Source organism: Enterocloster sp. OA13, from assembly GCF_022440595.1.
GTDB classification, from domain to species: domain Bacteria; phylum Bacillota; class Clostridia; order Lachnospirales; family Lachnospiraceae; genus Enterocloster; species Enterocloster hominis.
Genome location: NZ_JAKNTF010000001.1, coordinates 3038649 through 3061357 on the forward strand (window position 1 = coordinate 3038649; position 22709 = coordinate 3061357).

20 protein-coding genes are annotated in these 22709 nt (G+C 47.1%); 2 read left to right on the top strand and 18 right to left on the bottom strand.

Features of this window, described 5'->3' with window-relative positions:
• Positions 1-23 precede the first annotated feature (23 nt).
• From MCJ35_RS13450 to MCJ35_RS13475, 6 genes are all read right to left on the bottom strand, one after another.
• Positions 24-1232 carry a mandelate racemase/muconate lactonizing enzyme family protein gene (locus MCJ35_RS13450; protein ID WP_227807929.1) on the bottom strand — a complete coding sequence of 403 codons (1209 nt, stop codon included), beginning with the start codon at positions 1230-1232 and terminating at the stop codon, positions 24-26.
• Between the two features lie 188 nt (positions 1233-1420).
• Entirely contained in the window at positions 1421-2416 is a 996-nt protein-coding gene (locus tag MCJ35_RS13455; protein WP_025486769.1) for a 2-keto-3-deoxygluconate permease, read from the bottom strand.
• Between the two features lie 49 nt (positions 2417-2465).
• Positions 2466-3431 (bottom strand): lipoate--protein ligase, encoded by a 966-nt coding sequence (gene lplA, locus MCJ35_RS13460; protein WP_025486768.1) that lies wholly within the window; start codon positions 3429-3431, stop codon positions 2466-2468.
• On the bottom strand, positions 3418-5133 hold the full coding sequence (gene lpdA / locus MCJ35_RS13465; protein ID WP_025486767.1) for a dihydrolipoyl dehydrogenase: 1716 nt from the start codon (positions 5131-5133) through the stop codon (positions 3418-3420). The genes lplA and lpdA overlap by 14 nt, the downstream gene beginning before the upstream one ends.
• Before the next feature lie 46 nt (positions 5134-5179).
• On the bottom strand, positions 5180-5575 hold the full coding sequence (locus MCJ35_RS13470) for an OsmC family protein (RefSeq protein WP_162158554.1): 396 nt from the start codon (positions 5573-5575) through the stop codon (positions 5180-5182).
• Positions 5576-5723: 148 nt separating this feature from the next.
• On the bottom strand, positions 5724-6122 hold the full coding sequence (locus tag MCJ35_RS13475) for a cupin domain-containing protein (protein WP_025486765.1): 399 nt from the start codon (positions 6120-6122) through the stop codon (positions 5724-5726).
• A 190-nt stretch (positions 6123-6312) separates the two neighbouring features.
• On the opposite strand from MCJ35_RS13475, the gene MCJ35_RS13480 reads away from it, so the two are divergent.
• Positions 6313-6690 (top strand): winged helix-turn-helix transcriptional regulator, encoded by a 378-nt coding sequence (locus tag MCJ35_RS13480; RefSeq protein WP_025486764.1) that lies wholly within the window; start codon positions 6313-6315, stop codon positions 6688-6690.
• Between the two features lie 204 nt (positions 6691-6894).
• Here MCJ35_RS13480 and MCJ35_RS13485 read toward each other — a convergent pair whose 3' ends face one another.
• From MCJ35_RS13485 to MCJ35_RS13530, 10 genes are all read right to left on the bottom strand, one after another.
• On the bottom strand, positions 6895-8514 hold the full coding sequence (locus tag MCJ35_RS13485; protein WP_240299524.1) for a glycoside hydrolase family 28 protein: 1620 nt from the start codon (positions 8512-8514) through the stop codon (positions 6895-6897).
• An 11-nt stretch (positions 8515-8525) separates the two neighbouring features.
• Entirely contained in the window at positions 8526-8750 is a 225-nt protein-coding gene (locus MCJ35_RS13490; protein ID WP_025486763.1) for a hypothetical protein, read from the bottom strand.
• 22 nt (positions 8751-8772) lie between these two features.
• Positions 8773-9552: a carbohydrate ABC transporter permease gene (locus MCJ35_RS13495; protein WP_227807925.1), complete on the bottom strand. Its 780-nt coding sequence runs from the start codon at positions 9550-9552 to the stop codon at positions 8773-8775.
• A 74-nt stretch (positions 9553-9626) separates the two neighbouring features.
• Positions 9627-10538: a carbohydrate ABC transporter permease gene (locus tag MCJ35_RS13500; RefSeq protein WP_081739259.1), complete on the bottom strand. Its 912-nt coding sequence runs from the start codon at positions 10536-10538 to the stop codon at positions 9627-9629.
• Between the two features lie 75 nt (positions 10539-10613).
• Positions 10614-11987: an ABC transporter substrate-binding protein gene (locus MCJ35_RS13505; RefSeq protein ID WP_025486760.1), complete on the bottom strand. Its 1374-nt coding sequence runs from the start codon at positions 11985-11987 to the stop codon at positions 10614-10616.
• 88 nt (positions 11988-12075) lie between these two features.
• On the bottom strand, positions 12076-13614 hold the full coding sequence (locus tag MCJ35_RS13510; protein WP_025486759.1) for a response regulator transcription factor: 1539 nt from the start codon (positions 13612-13614) through the stop codon (positions 12076-12078).
• The gene (locus tag MCJ35_RS13515; RefSeq protein WP_025486758.1) at positions 13602-15410 is read right to left on the bottom strand and encodes a sensor histidine kinase; all 1809 of its coding nucleotides are present in this window, start codon (positions 15408-15410) and stop codon (positions 13602-13604) included. The genes MCJ35_RS13510 and MCJ35_RS13515 overlap by 13 nt, the downstream gene beginning before the upstream one ends.
• A 28-nt stretch (positions 15411-15438) precedes the next feature.
• Positions 15439-17487: a glycosyl hydrolase 115 family protein gene (locus MCJ35_RS13520; RefSeq protein ID WP_240299525.1), complete on the bottom strand. Its 2049-nt coding sequence runs from the start codon at positions 17485-17487 to the stop codon at positions 15439-15441.
• A 209-nt stretch (positions 17488-17696) separates the two neighbouring features.
• Complete coding sequence (locus MCJ35_RS13525) at positions 17697-18860, bottom strand: MalY/PatB family protein (RefSeq protein ID WP_025486757.1); 1164 nt, start codon at positions 18858-18860, stop codon at positions 17697-17699.
• Between the two features lie 185 nt (positions 18861-19045).
• Positions 19046-19966, bottom strand: coding sequence for an AraC family transcriptional regulator (locus tag MCJ35_RS13530; RefSeq protein ID WP_025486756.1), 921 nt, complete (start codon positions 19964-19966; stop codon positions 19046-19048).
• Positions 19967-20231: 265 nt separating this feature from the next.
• Between MCJ35_RS13530 and MCJ35_RS13535 the strand changes: the two genes are divergently transcribed.
• Positions 20232-21719, top strand: coding sequence for an alanine/glycine:cation symporter family protein (locus MCJ35_RS13535; protein ID WP_025486755.1), 1488 nt, complete (start codon positions 20232-20234; stop codon positions 21717-21719).
• A gap of 64 nt (positions 21720-21783) precedes the next feature.
• Here MCJ35_RS13535 and MCJ35_RS13540 read toward each other — a convergent pair whose 3' ends face one another.
• Positions 21784-22008, bottom strand: coding sequence for a hypothetical protein (locus tag MCJ35_RS13540; RefSeq protein WP_240299526.1), 225 nt, complete (start codon positions 22006-22008; stop codon positions 21784-21786).
• 15 nt (positions 22009-22023) lie between these two features.
• The gene (locus MCJ35_RS13545) at positions 22024-22689 is read right to left on the bottom strand and encodes a nitroreductase family protein (RefSeq protein WP_025486753.1); all 666 of its coding nucleotides are present in this window, start codon (positions 22687-22689) and stop codon (positions 22024-22026) included.
• Positions 22690-22709 lie beyond the last annotated feature (20 nt).

Consider the following 22709-nt stretch of genomic DNA (forward strand, 5'->3'; position numbering starts at 1 on the left):
CTCTTCTCCTTTTCCAATCCATTTTACTTGACAGTAACCATCTGCGCTGTTTTGATGACTTCAGGTTTTAATTCCTGACCAATCCCCGGACGTTCCGGGATATCATAATATCCGTCCACTGGCTGATAGTCATATAAACAGGTGCTTCTGCAATCCGGATGCAGTGCCCACCCATGATGCTCGTGAATGATGAAGTTAGGCAGGACCGCCTCAATCTGAAGGGCTGCCGCCTTGGAAATAGGACTGCCGCACACATGGATCTGTGCAGCACAGTCATAGGTGTTTGCCATATCACAGATTTTCTTTGCTTCCGTAATACCCCCGCACAGGCAGATATCCGGCTGTACAATCTGCAGCGAGCGGTCCTCAAGGAACTCCCTGAAGCCTGTCCGTCCGTAAATCCGCTCCCCGCTGGCAATGGGGATATTCAATTTCTTATGTACTTCCAGCATGTTCTGGGGATTCATGGGGTGGACGGGTTCCTCGTAATAAAAAATGTTCAGCTTTTCCAGCCGCTGCCCTAACTGGATGGAGGTAGTCGTATCTGTATAGGAATGCAGTTCGATGATGATGTCCATATCCGGCCCGCCGGCCTCCCTTATGGCCGCAACCCTGTCGTACGCAGTGCTAAGTTCCCGCTCAGACAGTACTCCCCTGGTCCTCCATTCGCCTTTTCCATCCGGTTCCTGCCTGCTTAGGGCAATGGGATCCACCTTCACACAGGTATAACCCTCTTCCATGACTTTTCTTGTAACAGCCGCGTAATCCTCGGGACGGATCATTAAATCCCGGTCCGGTACAACCCGGTCCGTTCCCCATCCAAATTGTATCTGGCTCGCATAGACCCTTAATCTGTCATTGGTCTTTCCGCCAAGCAGTTTATATACAGGCACACCGAAGGCCTTTCCCTTAATATCCCATAAGGCAATGTCAATTGCACTCATACCAGCGCTGACAATGGTTCCTCCCCCAAGCCCCCAGAATGTGGTCCGGTAAATTTTCTCCCATATCTTCTCACTGTTCATGGGATCTTCGCCCAGTATGACCTCTGCAAAATCCTGTATCATGCCAAATCCGGCACGGAATCCTTTTCCGTAAGCCACACCGACCTCGCCAAAGCCGGAGATTCCTTCATCCGTATTGATTCTGATGATGACCGGATTCCAGGTGTTCCTTCCCTTGCATGGGTTGCCGCTGTCTATTATCATACAGTCAACACTGACAATTTTCATATGTACCCTCCTTATTTTAATTAAATGATTGGTTGTTTAGTTGTTCGCCCGATTCCATTATAGCAAATTGTATAGTTTTGTCAACTGTTTTTATATTTTTTTATTCGTAATTATTAAAATACGATTCTGGCATACAAAAACAGGCTGGAAGTAATATAAATACTTCCAGCCTGCTGCAGGATCATTATTCAAATCTCTTCCACTGCCCTTCCGATGGTTTTGGCAGCCTTCCTCTCCTCAAATTCTGCGGCACTGCCCCATTTTTTTACTGCCCAGTTGGTCATGAGCGGTATCAATATCAAAGTCACAATAACCGCACATGCGCACTGTGCCGTTGCGCTTTCCACATAAGGCGCCATCTCCGGAACAGCTGCCGCAAACATGGCAGGCGTTGCAGCTGCATTGCCCGCCGTACTTGCAATAGCTGCGCCAGCATAGCCTGGTCTCCGGTTAATGAATTTATCACCCAGGATACAGAACAGCCCAGAAACACCGGCGCTTAAAACCCCCAGCATGATTCCCGGAAGCCCTCCTGTAGCCAATGTCTTAATGGAAATTCCCGCCCCCAGGCAGAATGAGAAAAACGGAATCATGAAGGTGGGGCCATTTTGAAGGAATTTTGCTATATCCCTATCCAAATTGCCCAAAATCATCCCCACCAGGACCGGTCCGATTGCGGCCAGCAGTGCCATAACCGGTACATCAGCCAGACCGGTCGCCCCAAATACCAGCATGGTCAGAAAAGGCCCGTCATTAATGGACAGCACGGACTGAGCGCCTAAATCCTTCTCATCGCCGTAGATACTGGTCAGTGACATGTACAGTCCGGCATTGGAGTTTGTTACTGCTGCAACAATAGCAATGGCTGAGATTCCCATAATACCGCTCATGCCGCACAGATGTGCAATTCCTACACCCAGGACAGCTCCGGCCAGGAATTTGGATAACATCAATACGGTTCCCCGTTTCAGTACCTCGCCCGCCTGCCTGAAGTCAATCTGGGCTCCCACACAGAATAATGTTATCGCAATCGTAGTGTTGGTTCCTGCCGAAGAAAACATAGCCGTCGTCAGGCCGCCCACCTGTAATATCTGTGGAATGAAGGTGTTCATCAGCACTCCCAGAAAGAGCGGGACAATCATAAGCCCGCCTGGTATCTTTTGGATATTCTTAAATATTTTCATATATAGTTCCCTCCACAGTCCATAATGATAGTTTTAAACCTTTCATGTATTAAAATAATAGCCCGATAATTTCTTTGGCCGAAACACCGTGTATATAATCTTCCATATCTATACTATTTAATGCTTCCATAAGACTGTTTTCCTGATGGCGCTTTCCCCTGAGCAGCAGTTCTAACTCCCGGATATCCCTGTTACCAAAAAAATCCCCGGAAAACTTTAAACATTCCATATAACCATGTTTTGTGGAAAATGTAACATGGACCAGCCCTGATGCAAATTTTGCCTGATTCGCAAAATCATATCTTGGAAAATCACCATAATTCCACTTCCATGTGGAGTATTTTTCATGTTGCAGGCGCCCTATCTCCTTAAGTTCTTCTTCAGAGAAAGTATCCGCCGGATTTATGTCCATTGACCGGAACAACCTGTCTTTCATCTGGGCTGCGGTTACCTTTACTCTGAGATGGTCATTTACATTGCAGACACGGCTGGCAACTGAACGTATGGCCCTTCCCGTATATTTTTCAGCAGATGGCCTCAGTACCCTGCTCAGTGCGGTAAGATCCGAGGATATCAATAATGTTCCATGATGCAGCAAACGGCCGTTATGTAATAATTGGGAACAGCCTGAAATCTTGCATCCGTCCAGCAGCAGGTCGTTCCTTCCTGAATATTCTGCCTTTAGCCCCATCCGCCCTAAGCAGTCAGCCACGATTCTGCTGAATTGGGAAAAATCATAGTTCCTGTCAGTGTGATGTAAAAAGAGGGAGTAGTTTAAATTGCCCAGATCATGATAAACAGCTCCCCCTCCGGTTAACCTGCGGACCAGTCCCACATTTTCCTGTCTGAGAACATCTGAATCAATTTCAGACAATGCATTTTGGTTTTTTCCGATGACTACGCAGGGAGCATTCTGCCATAACATGAACACATCATCCTTGCTGGTATTGAGAAGGTACTCTTCTGCTGCCATATTAAAATATGGATTTACGGATGTATTGTCAATCAACCGCATGGATTATATGCTCCTCTTTTTTGTTGACGGAATGCAGCGCCCCTATCCCTAGGCCAAGGATGCTTTCGGATATGGCTTCTCCTGTTGTGGGATGAGGGAAAATCACTTCAGACGCATCCCTTTGCCTGATGTGGAACTGTACAAGTTCTGTTATGGAATTTATAAGGGTAGAAGCATCGGGTCCTATGATGGAGCCGCCGATTATTTCGTCTGTAACACGGTCTTTAACCAGCTTGACAAACCCATCTGTATCTCCCATAATCAGAGCCTTTCCATTTCCGGAGAATGGGAACTTATAGACCTCATAGGATATTCCATCCTTCTGGCAATCCATTTCCGTTTTTCCTACAGAAGCAATCTCAGGCATGGTAAAAATAACATTAGGTACAATATCCTGTTTCTCCCCGCCATCCATTTTCAGTATATGACGTACGGCCGCCATCCCCTGATGTGAAGCCGCGTGGGCTAACTGGAGGATATTGTTCACGTCACCGATAGCATATATACCAGGCCTGTTGGTCTGCATGTGCCCATCCACCTGGATACCCCGTCTGTCCCTTCTGGTTTCTATGTTGGCGGCTTCAATATTAAGGGTTTCATAATCCGGCACGCGTCCAACAGCCATTAAAACCTTCTCGCTTACTGCAAATGCTTCTTTTCCGTCTTTTTCGTAAATGACAACCGCTTCCTGATTTAATCCGTTCTCAATCCGGCTGACCCTGGCACCTGTCTGGATTAGGATACCTTTACGTTCTGCAATTAACCGCAGCCTGTCTGAGATGTCTTTATCAACCATTGGGAGTATGCCCTCCAGATACTCGATAACCTGTACGCTGACGCCAAGGCTGTGATATATGAACGCAAACTCCATACCAATGACGCCTCCTCCGATAATCGTGATAGATGACGGCAGTTTTTTTAAAGACAATGCCTCCCTGCTGTCCATTACCTGTGGCAGCTGTACTCCAGGTATTCTGAGTCCTGCGGATTTAGAGCCTGTCGCAATGATGATGTTGCCGGCACTTACATGCACCTGACCTTCTTCCTGTTCCACAACTACCTCATTCCCTGACAGGAATCTGGCCGTACCTGCAAGAAGCTTGACACTATGGTTCTTAAGCAGGCCGAGGATTCCTGAAACAAGCGTTTCCTTTACCTCATCCTTCCATTCAATCAGGCGCGGCATATTAATCTGCGGGTGCGGTACTTCAATTCCCATCTTAGCCGCCTTTAATATATCCTGATACGTCCTGGCTCCTTTATTGAGGGCCTTTGTCGGGATACATCCTTCATTCAGGCAGGTCCCTCCTACTGTCCTGGCCTCTGCAAGGATTACTTTAAGCCCATTCTGCGCCGCATATATGGCCGCCTCATATCCTCCCGGACCAGCTCCAATAATAAGTAAATCAGCCTTTTCCTCCCTGCATTTCTTAACCGGCGTGCTCCTATTTCCTGCCGCAGTCTCCTTGCATCCGGTATCTGTGTCCATCCTCACAAGCACATCATTCAGGACGATGCGGTCTCCCTGGTCAACAAGCACCTCTTCCACAATACCATCTGCAGGAGCAAGGATAGGCAGGATTCCCTTTGAAGCCTCATATTGCAAAAGTTCATCTCCCGCCTTCACCTGGTCACCTGCCTTAACAGATAGGGAACTGACAATTGCATCCGCCCCCATAAGAAATTCTAATTTTATATCCATGACTTCCTCCCCGTATACCAATCCTTCATTTCAGTTTCAGGAGCCTTTACTCCACCATGGTTAATGCCGGTTCGTCAAATGGTACGCCATGATTGATTGAGTCGCCTACCGGGCATTTCCTTTCTGCAATGCTTAACAGCTGACGGATCCTTTCTTCCGGCATGTTGCTCTTCACGTAATAGTGGAACCGGATGTTCTGAAAACCGGGGCGTACATTCGGATTGGCACCTGATATCCCGTCTGAATCCTTGTCGCCTTCCACTTCAACCCTTATTCCATCAATTTTTATCCCATACATTTTTGCAAAAATAGCGGTCGTAATGGCCTGGCAGGCTCCAAGGCTTCCCAGCATTATCTCCACTGGATTCATACCTTCATCCGTACCCCCTGCAGTAAGCGGCTCATCCACTATAATCTTATGTGACCGCGCTTCTATTTCCATTTTGACTCCATTAACCTGATTTACTGAAACCTGATATGTCTTTATCGCCATTATTAATTCCTTTCTCACTTTAAATTACAAACCTGTCATTACATCGTATATTGCAATACCCCCTCCAAAGGAAGGGGTATATATGGTAAATGACTTATTAGCAGAATCCGCCCTGCCCATTTAATGGGTTTACATCTCCTTCTTTTGGTACAATGCAAAGGATATGTAATTTCTCAGTCTTGGAAGTATTCCAGAATGTATGCTCTAAACCACCAGGAACATGCATCCATGAACCGCTTTCAATGTCATACTCCGTCCCATCGATTACAAATTTCCCCTCTCCGCCAATGCACAGCGCCCAATGTGCCCATGGGTGGCTGTTTGGCGGGGCTACTGAAAACGGGTCCAGAAGGAAGCTTCTCATGACATGGCTGTCCCAGAACCGGCCATCCGGTCCAAAAACAATGCGCTTTTCTGCTCCCAGGATAAAATTAGATGCATCCACAGTGGGTAACTCCTCGATTTTTCCTACCAGTTTTACATTCTCTTCCATCATTTAATTTCTCCTTATTCACTTCATATTTTTGCATACAACCGGTTTGAATGCCTTGAATTGTTTGTTGTAATTTGATAATATATCATTATGCAATTTCAGTCAATTACGCACTTTAATGTAACCATTCACCAAAATGTAAGCAATTACCTAAAAGTAATCGGAATATTCAATCAACGGAGGGGGACTTATCATGAATACGGAAGAGGCACAATGCCCTATTGAAACCACACTAAGAATGATTAACGGGAAATGGAAATTAAGGATCATAAAAGAATTGCTGCATTCCAATATAAGATTCGGACAGATATTAAAAAATATCCCTGATATTTCCCCTAAAGTATTGTCGCAGCAGCTGAAAGAAATGGAGGAGGACGGCATTATCGAACGGATTGTCATCAGTGAAATGCCCCCTAATGTTGAGTATGTCCTGACTGATATGGGCGAAAGCCTTTTAAATGTCTTTAAAGAAATTAAACGATGGGGGATGTTCAATCTTCTGAATTATGAAAAGAAATCAGTAAAATGTCTGCAATGCAGACAATGCCAGGATACAAAATATAACTGTTAATCTTTAAATCGAATAGTGTCCGTGTTATCTGCTTATGGAAAACACCTTGGTTCCTGAATGACAGTTTCAGAAGCCAAGGTGTTTTTTCCATCTCATTCACATCAGCACCCTAATGTAAATGAGTCGGATTCTGTTTTAGGACGGGCATTTGAATAGATATTGTTATCTCCATATATCCATACTTGCCGGTATTTCCCTAGAGGGTCAGTTCTTTTGCAATGGTTCCTTCATAACTGCCCCGATATCTTCAAACACAACGCCCTTACAATACCGCATCACTATCCCCTCTTTGCCGCCCTCCTCATTACCCAACGTAATTTCCCGGAACACAATCTGTTTCAACTCATATCCAGGTTCATCAAACCCGCACAGTTCCATTGCATTACAGTTCCTCCATCCCTCTCCCCCATCCATATAACGTCCCTGGATATGGATTCTTTCAAAACTATAATTTTCAAAAACAGGAGGGACTTCGGAACCTGCTCCATCATCATTATAATCTACGGAATGAATCATCAGTCTGGGAATCACGCAATCCCGCACATGAACTTCCCGCACATAGCCGCCCCGTTTTTTCGTTGCCTTAATCTCAATCCCATACCTGGAACCAGACAGGTCGCAGTCCCAGATACAGACGTCTTCAATTCCGCCTGAAATCTCACTTCCAATGGCAATACCGTGTCCGCAGGCGCTTCGGCAGTCAAAAATATGGATATGTCTGCTTGGCCGGTTGATTCTATTCCCTTCGGGATTTTTGCCGGATTTAATTGCAACAGAATCATCTCCCGTATAAAAATTACAATCAAACACCGTACAGTTCGTGGAGGAATCCGGGTCCCAGCCATCTCCATTCCAGACGCCCTCTGAATGGAACTGACAGGCATTTGTCACAACTGCGTCCGAATAAATCATTTGTACATTCCAGCTTGCGCCATTTTTAAGCGTAAGCCCGGATAACACCACATTCCGGCAATTGCTCATATGAATCAGGCGCGGGCGCACCCGTCCGGGTATTGTGTCAGAATTCTCATACGCCCGTACCCCGTCGCCCAGCTCCGTAAGATAGTCCTTCAGCCGTTCACGTTCCGACTCAATCACACGCCGCGCCAGTTCCCTGCCGCCGCTGGCAATGGTCCCGCCTCCGCAGATTACCACGTTACGGCAATTATAACCGCCATCCCGGTCAAGTTCCCCCAGGTTCAGAAGACTGCTGTAGCACTCCATCTCCGTACCCTCAAACCGGCTCCTGATTCTGGGAAGATAGTCCTTTGGAATATCTGTTCCCTGTAGTGTGGCATCCTTTTCTATGTATAGCATCATGTTGCTATGAAGCCGGAGCGCTCCGGTCATGAATACACCTGGGGGTATATAGACCATGTCCTTCGGGCCGCATTCATCGATTGCTTTTTGGATTGCCCTGGTATTCAGGGTCTTCCCATCTCCCTTGGCCAGGTATGGCTCTCTGGTAATATCCACGCGCCGTCTTCCCGCTTCAAGTTGTATGTCTTTCCCCGGCAGTTCCCATAGAACTGCCGGGTCTGCTTCCGCCAGGTTTACTTCCGCCGGGTTTACTCCTGCCGGGTCCGCCGCTTCCATCCCAACCATCTTTACCTTTACATGGCACTGCCGCTGTGTCTCCGGCACAGTAAAGCCTGCATGGGTTTTTACCACGGTCTGCTGTAATACGCCGTCTACATAGACCTGGAAACGGCAGCCCGGTATCCATTCTTCCGGTTTACCCCAGAATACGGTCACCCTATTCCCCACGATGACCGTCTGTATCTCAGTCCACACATCCGCTGTCCGGTCTTTCATTTTATCCATGGTTTCCCCGCTTATTGCGATACAATGAACTGCTTGATATCCTGATACATATCTTCATAATCTTCTGCATAGACCTTAAGTCTTATAATCCGGTTCAATCCCATATTCAGGACACCCAGAAAGGACTTAGCGTCCACGACAATACTTCCCCTGAACAGGTCCATATGAAACGGATATTTTTCTACCCGGCCGACAAAATCCCCAACTTCCTTTGTATTATGAAAAATCAGATCCATCTTTTTTCTCCTCTCCTGTATACTATCCCTTGATTCCGTCCATTGCAATCCCATCCACCAGATACCGCTGGAAAATAATAAAGAACAGGATTACCGGAAGCAGCGAGATTACCGACATGGCGAACAGGCCGCCGTAGTTGTTATATGAGTTTGGGTCCAGATACATGTTGAGCGCCAGCGGAATTGTGAACCGCTTTGCACTGTTCATAAATATGAGCGGCTGGAAAAAGTCCTGCCAAATCCAGTAAAAAGCAAAGATTGACGAGGTGATGATTGCCGGTTTCACAACAGGAATCAGTATACGGAACAGGATGGCAAACCGGCCGCAGCCGTCAATCTGTGCCGCTTCATCCAGATCCCGGGGGATTCCCCGGAAGAACTGCACCATCAGGAATATGAAGAAAGCGCCTCCGAAAAACCATGGCAGGACCAGCGCTGTCCTGGTGTCAATAAGCCCCAGCTTTTTCAGGATGATATACTGCGGGACAACCATGACCTGGGGCGGGATCATCATGGTCAGCATCACACAGCCAAACCAGAAACCGGAAAACCGGAACTTAATGCGGGACAGGGCATATGCCGCAAACAGTGAAGTCACCACGCAGCCCGCTGTTCCAATGAGGGTCACAATCAGCGAGTTGAAAAAGAAGCTGGAAAATGGCACCCCGCCGACCCCGTCAAACCCGCTCCCGTAGTTCTTCGCCGCATCCCAAGCCTTAGGTATCAGGGAGTAGGTATCTAAGAACATGGTTTCGTTGCTCTTAAAGGAACTGGCCAGCAGCCACAGAAGCGGATAAATCATAAAAAATCCCAAAACACATGCACAAACGTGGAATTTCACAGAATTAACCTTACTTTTCATATGCATTCCCATCATCATCCCTCCTCTGATTCATAATAGACCCAGTTCTTCTGTGTCTTAAAAATAATTACCGTAAATACCGCGATGATTGCTACCAGGATCCACGCCAGGGCACAGCTGTAACCCATGTCAAAGAAGGTAAATGCCCTGCGGTACAGATACAGCACATAGGACAGTGTGCTGTCTAACGGACCTCCGTCCGTAATGACGTAGCTTTCCGTAAATACCCGGAAACCATTGATGATCTGCAGGATCAGGTTGAAGAAGATGGTCGGTGTCAGCATTGGCAGGGTAATCTTCCAGAATATATATCCCTGTTTCGCGCCATCCACCTTCGCGGATTCATAAAGCGCTCCCGGAATCTGTTTTAATGCCGACAGGAAAATCAACATAGATGAACCAAACTGCCAGACGCCCATCAGGATGATAATGCTGAGCGCTGTCTTGGGATTGCCCAGAAAGGAGGTGGCCTGATGGATGCCAAATACGGATAACAAGGTCATGACCACGCCTTTATTTCCGAAAATCTGTTTCCACACAACCGATACAGCAATACTTCCGCCAATAATGGACGGGACGTAGTAGATCGTCCGGTAAAGGCCAAGGCACTTGTGGTCCTTATTCAGCAGCATGGCTACAAACAGGGCAAATGCCAGGCGCAGCGGCACCAGGACCAGCACATAGAGGAACGTAACCTTCAAAGCCTGCACGAATGTATCGTCCTGTGTAAATGCCCGCGCATAATTGGCAAAGCCGATTATCTTAGGCGTATTCAGCAGGTTAAAATCCGTGAAGGAATAGTACATGGAAATAATTGCCGGAATCAGCCACATCCCGATGAACCCCAGAAGCCAGGGTGCCAGCAGAACATAGCCCGCCAGATTGTCCGCCCGCTTATAGACTGCTTTCGTCTTTTTCATATTCATAACTGCTCTCCTTTAATATCAGAGGGGCCCGCATCCGGCGGCCCCCTCATCATCATTCTGTCCGTTATTCCCCGACTAGTTATTCCTCGACAGGATTGCATCGGCATCCGAGCGGAATTTGGCTGCTGCCTCCTGTGGCGTGATCTGGCCATAGAATGCCGCGTAAGCTGCGTTCTTGAATGCTTCATTGACTTCAGACATCCCTACCGGATCCGGGTCCGGAGTCTCCCCGCACAGTTCCTGCGCCTTCTTTACGTTTTCAAACATAGCCACCTGCTGTGGGGAAAGCTTGCCGGAATTCACCATATAGTCGCGTATCCCTGAGGAAACCGGGGTCCCGCGTTCCGCCATGATGATATCATTGGCCTCTTCTGAATTGACGAACCAGTTGATAAATTCGGCTGCTTCTTTTTTTACCTTGGAGGTCTCTGCCACGGAAAAGAACATTCCTGGCTTCAGCCATAATCCCTTGTTATCTGAACCTTCCAGCATGGGAGGGGTAATCATCTGGATTTTATCGTTTACGCCGCTTACCTTGGATGCATAGTTATTCCACTCAATCAGGGACGCGCCGTCTCCAGTCACAACCGGGCCCGCCTCCTGTCCAAGGGCCTGGATAGCCGCATATTCGTCGGGATTGGGCACAGCGCCCTTTGCCATCAGGTCTGCCCACATCTGGATGAAGTCAGCGCAGACCGCATCATCGGAATAGCCAATAGCTTTCTTATCATCGGAGAACAGGTCCTCCCCATGCTGTCTTACCCAGTAGTTAAAGATATTGGTATCATCTACCGGTCCATTGGCCATGCCGTACTTTCCTGTTTTTTCTTTTACAGTCTCCGCCATGGAAATCATGTCCCCCCAGGTCCAGCTGCTGTCCGGCACTTTAAGTCCTGCCTCTGCCAGCACGTCCGGATTGAATCCAAAGGACTGGTAGGAACTTGCCAGGACCAATCCAACCATCTTGTCGTTGATTTTACCGGAATTCAGCAGGTTCTCATCAATGTCCGCAACATCAATGGTGCCGTCTGTTATGTATGGGGTCAGATCTGCCAGGGAATCATTTTTCGCATAGGTAGTAATATAAAGATAATCCATCTGGACGATATCCGGCATGGAGCCTGAGGCTGCCTGGGTGGCCAGCTTATCAAAATAGCCGTCCCAGCCCGAAGGCATGGTCTCAAAAGTTACATTGGGATGGGATGCTGTATAGGTATCTAAAAGCTTCTGGGTATAATCATGTCTTCCCTGACCGCCCCACCAGGTAATCTTAATCGTAACCGGCCCTGAGGCCTCACCGCCAGCCGCCGTACCTGCGGCCTCAGCACTGTCTGCCGCGGTATTTCCCTCTGCCTTGCTTCCGGAATCAGGACTCCCGCATCCTGTAACGGACATTGCCATTACTGCCGCAAGCCCCAACGCTGCAAAACGTTTCAAAGATTTTTTCATTATGCTCTTCTCCTTTTTCTTATGGGATTCTGTTGTTTCTCTGATGGTTTTATTATAGCGTTTTGTTCCTTCCGGTTGAATGGAATTATCAGATTCCGTTGCTGTAAAAATCCGACTTTTCCATTATCGTCCTGCGGTATTCGGATGGAGTCATCCCCGTCCGTTTCTTAAAGACTTTGGAAAAATACTGCCCGTCCACAGGGTATCCCGTCTGTTCAGCCAGTTCCGCCACTTTAAGTTCAGGATTGAATACAATCAGGCGTTCTGCCAGCGAAATGCGGATACGCAAAAGATATGCGGAATACTTCTCATTGGTATAGCGTGAAAAAAGACGGCCAAAATAATCCTCATTGACATAAAGGACTTCCCTGGCCAGGTACTGGGCGCTTAGTTCCGGATTTTTGATATTCTTATAGACGGCATACAGAAGCTGCCGCATCCGTTCTTCTTCCTTACCCTTTGAAAACGCCAGATGCATATGTCCTGCGCATGATTCCACCACGTTTTCCAAAAGCAGCCATGGATCAGCTTCCGTAAGGTGCATCTCACATCGTATCCCACAGTTTTTCCCAAACAGGAACTCCAGCGCTGCCTGGAATACCTTATACATCTGTTCCCCAGAAAATCCCCTCAGCCCCATCTTCACATATGCGGCATAGATTTCAAACAGCAAGGTATCATAAGCCTGGGCGCTGCGGATCTGGGTATAATCCACTATCATCCAGGAACTCCCGTCGGCATCCGGCCGCATGTCGTATGTCAGTATTTCCTGCTGCTGCGGAATATCATTAAGTCGGAGCAGTTCCTGGGTCTGTCCATATAAAAGGGCAGTACCATTTATTCCTCCATCCCTGCTTATTGCTGAACAGAGTATGGTTTTCTTATATTTCCGGTACTCCATATGGGCCTTTTTTAACAGTCCGGGCAGACGTTCCCTTTCGGTTGCCGGAAACAGGCAGATGATTTCATTCCCCCTGGCCGCGCTTAAATATACATTCTGATTGCCAGCCAGTTCTTCCAGAATATTAATCAGTACGAACCCATCCAGTTGGTCAAAATTCTTCTGGCTGCGGGTTGTCACAATCAGGAAGGATTTAGGTACATTTTCCAGAAATTTTTCCAAAAGTACTTCATCCGTCTTGGCAAGCTTCTCCTGTTCAATCAGGTTTTCCAGGATCCGCTCTTTTACGTGCGGAAGCATCAGGCGGTATACATTGCGGTATTCCTGCTCTGTCTTCTTCTGCTCCTGCCTTCCTGCCAGTTCCTGTTTCACCTTGCTTAACACCTCTGCAATCCGGATTTCATCGCATGGCTTTAAAATATAATGCCGGATTCCCAGTTCCATGGCCCTGCTGGTATACTCATATTCCCCGTATCCGGACAATACAATGAACATGATATGGGGATACTCCTCCCTGACCCGGCGGATCAGCTGAATCCCATCCATCACAGGCATCTTGATGTCGGTGATGACAATGTCCGGCTCCTTCTCCTTGATTTTCTCCAGGCCCTCAAAGCCATTCCATGCCATATCTACCAGGGTAAGTCCCAGGGATTCCCATGGAATGATTGCAGCCATCCCCTCCCTCTCAATGTCCTCGTCATCCACTAAGATTACTTTATACATGCGTCTTCCTGCGCCTCCCTTTTCGGAATGGTGATGATTACCGTGGTCCCCTGGTCCGGGGTACTGTCTATCCAGAAACCTGCTTCCTGGTCAAAGGCCATCTTCAGCCGCTCTGCAATATTCTTAAGACCTATGCCATGGCCTTTGGGCCTGGCTGTGAATTTGCGCACGGCCCGTAGCTCCTCAGGCGTCATTCCAGGACCATCATCCGTGACAGTAATGCGGATAAGGTCCTCCTCCTCCCGCACCGTCACCGTAATCGTACATGGAGTCAGCATCTTCTCCACGCCATGATATATGGCATTTTCCACCAGCGGCTGCAATGTCATATGCGGGATCAGATATTGCCCGCCCACCTTTGCATCGATGGAAAAAACCGCACGTTTCTGATAGCGGTATTCCTGGATTGTAATATACTGCTCCAGCATATGAAGCTCTTCTTCCATGGTAAAATACTGCTCCCGGCTCAATGCCGCCCTGAGGATCGTCCCCAGCGCCACGGTCATCCTGGCCGCCTCCTCATTCTTCTTGGCACGGATCATCCAGTTAATGCTGTTAAGGGTATTATAGAGGAAATGGGGATTGATCTGCGCCTGCAGCATCCGGTATTCCGTATCTTTTAAGAGGATCTGTTTCTCATAATTTTCATGGATAAGGTTGTCAATCTTATCCAGGGTCATCTGGAACTCCTGGGTCAGAAGTCCGATTTCGTCATTTCCGTAACCTGTCCCCAGGAATTCCCTGGCCCCCAGGAAATCACCTGTCTCCACAATTGCCATACTTTCCGTCAGCCGTTCCAGCGGTTTTACCAGCCGGTAGGCCAGACGCCTTAAAACCCATGCGGTCAGAAGGAAGAGCAGCAGAAATGCAGCAATCACCAGATACCGCAGTTTCTGGTTCTGCCCATAGATTTCCGAATAGGAAAAACGGTTCACATACATCCATCCGGTCTTGGAGGATTTTACGTAGCAGAGAAAATACCTCTGTCCCCCCTCCCGGATGATCCGGTAGCCCTTATCACCGGTAAGCTGGGGCAGCTGCCCAGCCATATGCTCCTGTTCCTCGTAAATCACGCCTTCCGGGGAATAGATGCAGAGAGTCGCGCTTTCCGCCTCCAGTTCGCTGATATTCTTTTCTATCAATCCCTGGACATCGCTGGATATCAGGATGGTGCCCAGATATTCCAGGCTGGCGTCAATATGCTTGCGAATATCCCGGCCGGTCAGGAGATAAGGGTATTCCTTGGTCGGCTGCTGTACGACATATCCGCCCTTTGCCTCATGTATCCGCGCCATGACATCCGCGTAAAGCCCCTCTTCAATCTCACCCGTGGCAGTCCCTACAACAAACCGGGTGTCTTTTCCATTGGTATAGAGGATATTGGAAATCATATCCGAAATCATCAGTTCCTTGTCCAAAAGCATCCGCAGCTGGTAAGTCTCGTAAGAATAGTCAGCCGTAAAATGTTTCAACTCCTTGATTTTGGAAAGCTGCTCCTGAATCTTGGTGTCAATTGCAATATAGTAGGACAGATTCTCAATCCCATCCAGGTTCCGGTTCACCTGCTGGATAAAAAAATCCAGTTCCTGGAGGGATTTCTCATACAGCTTGTTGTCATAGATGCGGAAGCTGATGTGAAGCGCTGCCACACTTAGCATGAAGCAGACCCCAAGCATGATAAAATAAAGCCCGACCATTTTCTGGACCAGCTTCAGATTCCGTAACCGCTCATGAAGCTTCAGATCCCGGAACCGTTTATCCATATCCTGATACCAGCGCATCCCATCCTTTTTCATCTTACCGCCCCGTTTTCCCCATTTTCTTTTATTCTATCACAGAATCCACACCATGAAGGATTCTTTTTTCCCTTAATCCATGGTACAGATCCTCATCCGTCATATGGTTTTCTTCATTGGTCAGCAGGAATATCCCCTGGTCTTCCTTCCTGTCCAGTACCAGACGCTGCCAGTGGTAGAAATACGGTCCCTCTCCCAGATTCCTCACATAACCCATCAGCTGATGCAGCAGATAAACGGTCTGTTTCACATCGGTCTGGCAGTCATTTCCATAAAACCCCTTCCATTTCCCGTGGCAGCTCCCTTCCATGGCCTTCTGCGCCAGTGCAAAGCAGTCTGCCGCCTGTCCTAAAAGGAAAAATGCCTTCAGGTATTCCCTGGCTGCAAAGGAATCATACGCCTCCCCAAAAAGGACGGCCCCTTCGGCGCTGTACCCATGGATCCTGGCCTGAAGCAGAAATGAATCCTGCCATAACCGGCTTTGCCTGCCCGCTGCCTCACAACATGCAATCAGCCGGCCAAACGCCGGCAGTCCATTCCGGCACAGGTCTGCAAACCACCGTATCTGTCCGGCAAAATCCCGGTCCGGCGCGCACCACTGTAATTCCCCGCATCCCTTCTGCCCGCCGTCCATCCGCCAATGGCAGATCAGGATTCTTGTGACATAATGATAGAACTGTTCACCTGCATGTTCATCCTCATTTGTCCCGTAAGGAATCATGGCATTAAAATAAGCCTTCACACATTCTTCCATGCCTTCCTGTGCATCCGCCTCATAATATTGTTCCAAATAATGTTTCAGATGTGTCTCCGGCCCATACTGCCGGCCGTTCCACAGAGATGCAAGAAAGTCCAGCGGATAGACGTGGGGTTTTACATTGGAGCAGTTTACCAGCCACATATGGCGGATTCCCCTGTGGTAAGCCGTTCTCAGCTCACGCTCCACAAATTCCATGGAATTAGGGATCATTGTCAGCACATTTGCTGCCTGCAGGTCATAAAAAGATACATGGTAATAGACCCCATGACGGTTCCCGGATGTGTCCTCTGATATCTGTGCATCCGGAAGGGCCGGTATCCGCGGATTATGGTTTCCCTGCCTTCTGGATACCATTTTCCCATATCCATTGTCCGCCCAGATTGTAATTACATCATCCGGTATTTCCAGGTATCCCTGCCTGTACAGTTCCATGGTTTCCCCGTATAGATTCGTGCAGAAACAGGGATTCCCTACGTATTTCTTTACCAGATGGTACTGCTCCTGCATAATGCTGCTGATTAACTTCCCCCGCTTTTCAGGGGTGTCATATTGCGGGTCATGTTCCCAGAAAGGAATATCCCCCTGTCCCCTGAATCCCAGATTCCAGATTACGTTCCAGTCCTTCTGCCGCAGGATTCCTTCCCTCCACAGCTGCCGGAACAAATCCGGATATAGCTGAAATGACGGTTCCAGGTCCGGATAGGCCCGCAGGAACATCTCCGCGCCCAAGGGTTCTGCATGGTGCTGGGTAATCCAAAGCCCCATCCCGGCGGCCAGATCCGCATATATTTTGGAATTCTTATCCGTACCAGGAATCACCAGGTTTCCTCCGCACCGCAGCAAAGCTTCCATAGCCATTTCCCAGGGATATTCACTGTTTTTCCCGCCGTCCCAGTGGCTGATCAGCACCTCGTCGTTGATGAACCATCCGCGGAACCTTACTTTGCGCGGTTTTGAACAATATTCCCCCTCCGGTATGGTTACTTCCCGCTTCCTGGTAAACTTCTGGTCGTTCCAGAACCAGAACGGAAGCACCCCCAGATATGTTTCACTCAGGTAAATCAGGCCGTATATAAAGCCCAGTTCATCCGCCGCCTCAAGTAGGCACTGTCCATCCCCTGCCCATATCCGGTAGGATTCCGGTTCCATAGAGCCGTTTTCCGGCTCACGAAGGTATATTTTCCCACGCCCCTCCATTGGTTCAAGCGTCATATCCATATCCCGGTAAAACCTGGCCGCAGCCCGGCGTATGGGTTCTGTTTCTTTCCTGATCTGCATGATGATTTCTGTATTCCCTGTCAGCCTAAACCCTTCCATCTCCATCCTCCTCAAATCTGTATTTTTTCAGTATAATCTTAACCAAGGAAAAAGAGAACGGAATTTTCCTTTATAAAATCTGAAAAATTCCGCTGTTTCCGGCTTCCTCCCCTTTGGAATAGTATTCTTTCCTTTAGGAAAAAAGCGCTGCTCATGTCTGGTTATCCACACATGAACAACGCTCCGGAAAATATAAGACTTTATAAGACTTACCTTTCCACCGCATCTTTAATCCGTTCCAGCGCCTGTGCAAGCACCTTCCTTGTCACTGCAATATTAAACCGTTCAAAGCCTTCGCCGCAAACGCCATATCCCTCGCCAAAGGTCAGTCCCACTTTTGCTTTTTTTAAAAATAAATCATGTAATTCCTCCGCGGACATCCCCATCTCCCTGCAGTCAACCCATACAAGATAACCGCTCTCCGGCCGGATGACCTTCATCCGGGGAAGATTCCTCTCCATATATTCCGTCATATAATCCAGATTTCCTGACAGATACGTGTTTACTTCCTGCAGCCATGAATCCGCCTCCGGACTCATGGCTGCCTCGGATGCAACAATACTGAAACTGTTTACCGCAAAATCATAGGAATATCCGGTCATGGCCTTTTCATACTTTTTTCGAAGTTCCTTATCAGGAATCAGCAGGATGCAGTGCGTCAGTCCCATCACATTGTATCCCTTGCTTGGACTGGTGAGCAAAACCACATGTTCCCTGACCTTCTGGCTCAGTCCCACTGCCGTGATATGTTCATGTCCATCAAACAGGATATTTGCATGTACCTCATCTGAAATCATGACCACTCCGTTATCTGCGCAGATGGTTCCCAGCGCCTCCAATTCTTCCCTGGTAAAAGTCCGCCCTGTTGGATTCTGTGGATTTACCATAAAAAATACCGCAGGATGATACTCTTCCACCTTTCTCCTAAAATCATCCAAATCCAGTTCATATTTCCCATCAACAAGTAACATCGGATTTATAATCACCTCACAGCCTGCATCCTCTGCACATACAATGATTGGATGGAAATGCGGCGCCTGTACCAGAACCCTGTCACCTGGTTTCGCATAAGTTCCAAAGCAGATTCTGGCTGCAGGCCAGACACCTGGGGTATGTAAAATCCACTCTCCCGGAACTTTTAGATTGTACCGGCGGCAAAACCATCCGGTAATTGCATCATAATAGGAATCCGGTTTTAAAGTATATCCATACTGTCCTCCTGATGCGAATTTTATTAGGGCTTCCCTGATACACGGTGCAGACAGATAATCCATGTCTGCATTGCTGAGGGCAATCACCTCCGGATCCTGATATTGGTCCCACTTAATGGAACCTGTTCCAATCCTGGACGGTGTACTGTCAAAATCATACATATGTTCATTCCTCCTCAATATATTGCAAATATTACTTCTTGATACTGCATTCATTCCTACTTTCTAAAATATGACAGTATTTACATCACAAGGCTTTCATTTGCCATGAAGTATAGCTTTTTGCCCTTTCAAAATATACCCTGATATTGAACTGTATTTGCAATATATTGAGAAAAGGCCGCAGACTATACGTCCGCAGCCTTATTCGATATAGCCTTAACCTTTTTCCTATACTCCGACGGTGCACATCCCACCTTCTTTTTAAAACAGTTTGTAAAATGGCTGAATTTGTCGAATCCCGAGTCCATTGCGATTTCACCTATGGGCATGTTCGTATACGATAAAAGATTGATTGCCATCATCAATCTGTAATCCGTAATATAGTTAAAACAGCTCATCTTTAATTTACGTTTAAACAGCCGGCAGATTTCCTCCTTGCAGATATGGAGATGTCCTGCAATATCACTGAGGGATATTTTTTCTTTGTAATGTTCCTCTATGTAAATAATGGCATCGCGGATACGCTTCTGCTCCAAATCGAATTCCGAGGAAAAATCATCGATGAAGCTTTTATTTTCTGTAATTAAAATATGCCATAATGTAATCAGATCCGAGACAATCTTTAATTCGTATCCAAAGGGTTCTCCCACATACAGATGATAAACTTCCCTTAAAATCCCTAAAATCTGATTCTGCCATGGTATCCCGTCCTGCAGGAATATGGCGGAGAGATTAGGATTCGTGGTGAATTTATCCACATATTTATGTCCGTCAAATTCGTGGAAAAATACATAGAAATTCTTTAACTGGATGGTAAAATTCATGTATGCACTGTTTTCCTCTAAAGCTTTTGCCATATGGATTTTATCCACATTGATAAATATGCCCTCCCCCTGTTTCACTCTATATGGGATATTCTCAACCCAAAATTCAACGCTGCCCCTTGTCACATAGCTGATTTGGATATAATCATGGGAATGCAGCATGAAACAGCCTGTTAATGCCAGGATGTTGGGGTTCTGATATACAGCTATCAGATAGGTTATTGCTCCTTTGGTTTTTTCATTAATCAACGTATAGGATGACGGTATATCATAGTAATCCATATCAGTTTTCCTCCAAGTCGGCTACAGTCATATTTTCATACCATTCTATCAGCATAGACAGAGAATTACAACACAGTACTCAACCAGATGCAAATTTTCCACAAAATCAGGGTATTCAGCCATCCTTTAAAATATTATTATCGTGTTACAAGGCTTTCATCTTTCACACAGATATTTACTCAACTTTATTTCAGGAGGGAGAAGTTATGTCAGTAAGACCAGAACAGGAAAACAGTGGGGTTTATCACAATTGGGAGGTACGGCAATGAACATAGAACAGATTGCAGCCGCGTTAGATAATTTTACCTGGGGACCGGTCATGATAATCATCATGGGGATAACCGCTGTCTTTTTTACAATTTTAATGCGTTTTCCCCAAATCAGGCTTTTTAAACACCTTATCAGCAATACCTTTGGCGGCAGAGGAAAAAAGGATGGGATTTCCCCATTCCAGAGTTTCTCCATTGCACTTGGGGGAAGGGTGGGCACTGGAACCATTACGGGAACAGCAGGAGCCATTCTTGCAGGCGGACCCGGAGCCGTGTTCTGGATGTGGCTTATGGCCCTTCTTGGTTCGGCTACCGCATTCGCCGAGTCAACCCTTGGACAGATATTCAAGAAAAAGATAAAGGGAGAATATGTAGGCGGTCCTGCATTTTATATTGAGACCGGTTTGGGATGGAAAAAAACAGCTTCGGTTTATGCCGGTGTAACCGCCTTTTTCATGCTGGTTTTCGCAAGCATCCAATCGAATGCATTTTCTTCCATCGTGAAATCCAGCTTCCACGTATCCTCGGCCTTAATCGGACTTGCTTATGCAGTACTATTATTTCTTGTTATTTTTGGCGGGGCAAAAAAAATCGCCAAGGTTGCGGAAGTCATCGTGCCATTCATGACAGCCGGATATATTCTTTTGGCAGTCATAATGTTCATCGTGAACTATCATGAAATCCCACATATTTTCGGGATGATTTTTAAATCTGCATTTGGAATGGACGCAGTTTTCGGAGGAATTGTGGGCAATGCAATATCCTGGGGATTTAAAAGAGGATCGCTCAGCCATGAGGCCGGTCAGGGGACCGGTGCAATGGTATCCGGAACCGCAGAAGTATCCCATCCCGCTAAATCCGGATTAGCCCAGGCATTTTCGGTCATCGTGACAATCCTGATCAGCACGGCAACTGTATTCATGATTTTCTCAACCGGCAGCTATAACGTGGCTTCACCCGCCGGCGGTTTTCTTATGGAGAATGTCCCCGGACTCTCCAGCGGAGAATTCACTTCACATGCCATCAATGTTTTTGTACCCGGATTTGGGGCGGCATTTATTTCATTAGCCATGTTCCTTTTCACTTTTACAACGGTTTTGGCATATTCAATCTATCTGGAATCCAGCGTTGTATATTTCCTCAAGGAAAAGGCAGAATCATCCATGCTGAAAAAATGTATGACAGTCCTGAATGTACTTATGATAGGTATGGTGATTGCCGGCGCATTTGTATCAGCCGACCTTGTTTGGAGCATTGCCTCCATATGCAGCGGTATCGTGTCCATCATCAACCTGATTAGCGTATTCTGTTTAAGGAAATATGCAATCAATGCACTAAAGGATTATGAGAGGCAGGTGCATGCCGGAATTGACCCTGTTTTCATTCCAGAGGACTGTGGAATCCAACATGCACAATTGTGGGCCGAAATTGTGGATGGGCAATATGCAGAAGAAAAAGCAGCGTATATGAAAGCATTTTACTAAAGATATATTATAAAGGACTGCTGTCCAGGAATTTGACCAATCCGTCAAATAACACTTCATTACTTTAGGAGCATGAAGGTCCATGTCTACTGCCAGGCAATCCTTCCGGGCGCAGGACCCGTTTATTGATATGCAATAATTCCTTGCTGTCATCTACCAGCAGGACTGTCTTCCCCGCATGCCGCAGTGAAACAGCCCTGCTTTTAGACTGGCTGGTCCATGTCTCCCTCAGTTTTACCAGTTCCTTCTGATTGATGGGGGAAGTCACATTTCTTCCTATATTCCACAAAGCAGCCTCACCCGTTCATGCCCATATCCATTGCTTTTCAGTTCCGGCGCCAATCTCAAAATGGTATTTCACAATGCCGGTATTAATTTGGGACATGGGACTATTGTCCTTTGTGCAGATGGACACGGTATTCCCATCAGCTTCAATAAAAAAATTCTGTCTGTTAAGACCTGTTGGGGCAAGAACAGCCGCATTCATGCCATTTATAAACCATGCCTCACTGCACGGCTTACATAGACGTTCCATGCTCTTTGACTTATGCGGCGTACCGTCAGAAGCGCCATAACCAATCGCAATGACACCAGCCAATTCCTCATCAGGAGCTAACGAAACCGGACACTTTTTCGCATTGTACGTATTTGTGACCCAGCACGAATTCAGGCCTGCCTGTTGGGCTTTAATCATAAGACGTGCTCCATAGTAGCCACACTTCTCATAAAAACCGCTTTGCTTTCTGGCTGCCAGCGCAATATAGTTTTTCACATTTTTAAATCTGCCAAATAGGGGAATGAAGCTTTTAAATGCCCCCTCGTCTTCCGTTATTAACTGGATATGCAGCTGTCCCAGCTTGTTACACTGTTCAATTTCTTCTTTCAGTCCACCTATGACTGCCGGCGGGAGCGGTTTTGCCGTATAGTTCCTGACCGCGTGCCTCGCCCTGATTGCCTCTGATTCCGTCATGATCCATTCCTCCTATCCCA

Excerpts from the sequence above, each read along its gene's own strand:
- MCJ35_RS13525 (WP_025486757.1), bottom strand. The coding sequence starts at position 18,860 with ATGTATGATTTTGACAGTACACCGTCCAGGATTGGAACAGGTTCCATT.
- MCJ35_RS13510 (WP_025486759.1), bottom strand. The coding sequence starts at position 13,614 with ATGTATAAAGTAATCTTAGTGGATGACGAGGACATTGAGAGGGAGGGG.
- MCJ35_RS13535 (WP_025486755.1), top strand. The coding sequence starts at position 20,232 with ATGAACATAGAACAGATTGCAGCCGCGTTAGATAATTTTACCTGGGGA.
- MCJ35_RS13480 (WP_025486764.1), top strand. The coding sequence starts at position 6,313 with ATGAATACGGAAGAGGCACAATGCCCTATTGAAACCACACTAAGAATG.
- MCJ35_RS13475 (WP_025486765.1), bottom strand. The coding sequence starts at position 6,122 with ATGATGGAAGAGAATGTAAAACTGGTAGGAAAAATCGAGGAGTTACCC.
- MCJ35_RS13530 (WP_025486756.1), bottom strand. The coding sequence starts at position 19,966 with ATGGATTACTATGATATACCGTCATCCTATACGTTGATTAATGAAAAA.
- MCJ35_RS13515 (WP_025486758.1), bottom strand. The coding sequence starts at position 15,410 with ATGAAAAAGGATGGGATGCGCTGGTATCAGGATATGGATAAACGGTTC.
- MCJ35_RS13450 (WP_227807929.1), bottom strand. The coding sequence starts at position 1,232 with ATGAAAATTGTCAGTGTTGACTGTATGATAATAGACAGCGGCAACCCA.
- MCJ35_RS13490 (WP_025486763.1), bottom strand. The coding sequence starts at position 8,750 with ATGGATCTGATTTTTCATAATACAAAGGAAGTTGGGGATTTTGTCGGC.
- MCJ35_RS13545 (WP_025486753.1), bottom strand. The coding sequence starts at position 22,689 with ATGACGGAATCAGAGGCAATCAGGGCGAGGCACGCGGTCAGGAACTAT.
- MCJ35_RS13495 (WP_227807925.1), bottom strand. The coding sequence starts at position 9,552 with ATGATTTATCCGCTTCTGTGGCTGCTGGCCAGTTCCTTTAAGAGCAAC.
- MCJ35_RS13500 (WP_081739259.1), bottom strand. The coding sequence starts at position 10,538 with ATGAATATGAAAAAGACGAAAGCAGTCTATAAGCGGGCGGACAATCTG.
- lplA (WP_025486768.1), bottom strand. The coding sequence starts at position 3,431 with ATGCGGTTGATTGACAATACATCCGTAAATCCATATTTTAATATGGCA.
- MCJ35_RS13520 (WP_240299525.1), bottom strand. The coding sequence starts at position 17,487 with ATGGAAGGGTTTAGGCTGACAGGGAATACAGAAATCATCATGCAGATC.
- lpdA (WP_025486767.1), bottom strand. The coding sequence starts at position 5,133 with ATGGATATAAAATTAGAATTTCTTATGGGGGCGGATGCAATTGTCAGT.
- MCJ35_RS13485 (WP_240299524.1), bottom strand. The coding sequence starts at position 8,514 with ATGGATAAAATGAAAGACCGGACAGCGGATGTGTGGACTGAGATACAG.
- MCJ35_RS13455 (WP_025486769.1), bottom strand. The coding sequence starts at position 2,416 with ATGAAAATATTTAAGAATATCCAAAAGATACCAGGCGGGCTTATGATT.
- MCJ35_RS13505 (WP_025486760.1), bottom strand. The coding sequence starts at position 11,987 with ATGAAAAAATCTTTGAAACGTTTTGCAGCGTTGGGGCTTGCGGCAGTA.
- MCJ35_RS13470 (WP_162158554.1), bottom strand. The coding sequence starts at position 5,575 with ATGGAAATAGAAGCGCGGTCACATAAGATTATAGTGGATGAGCCGCTT.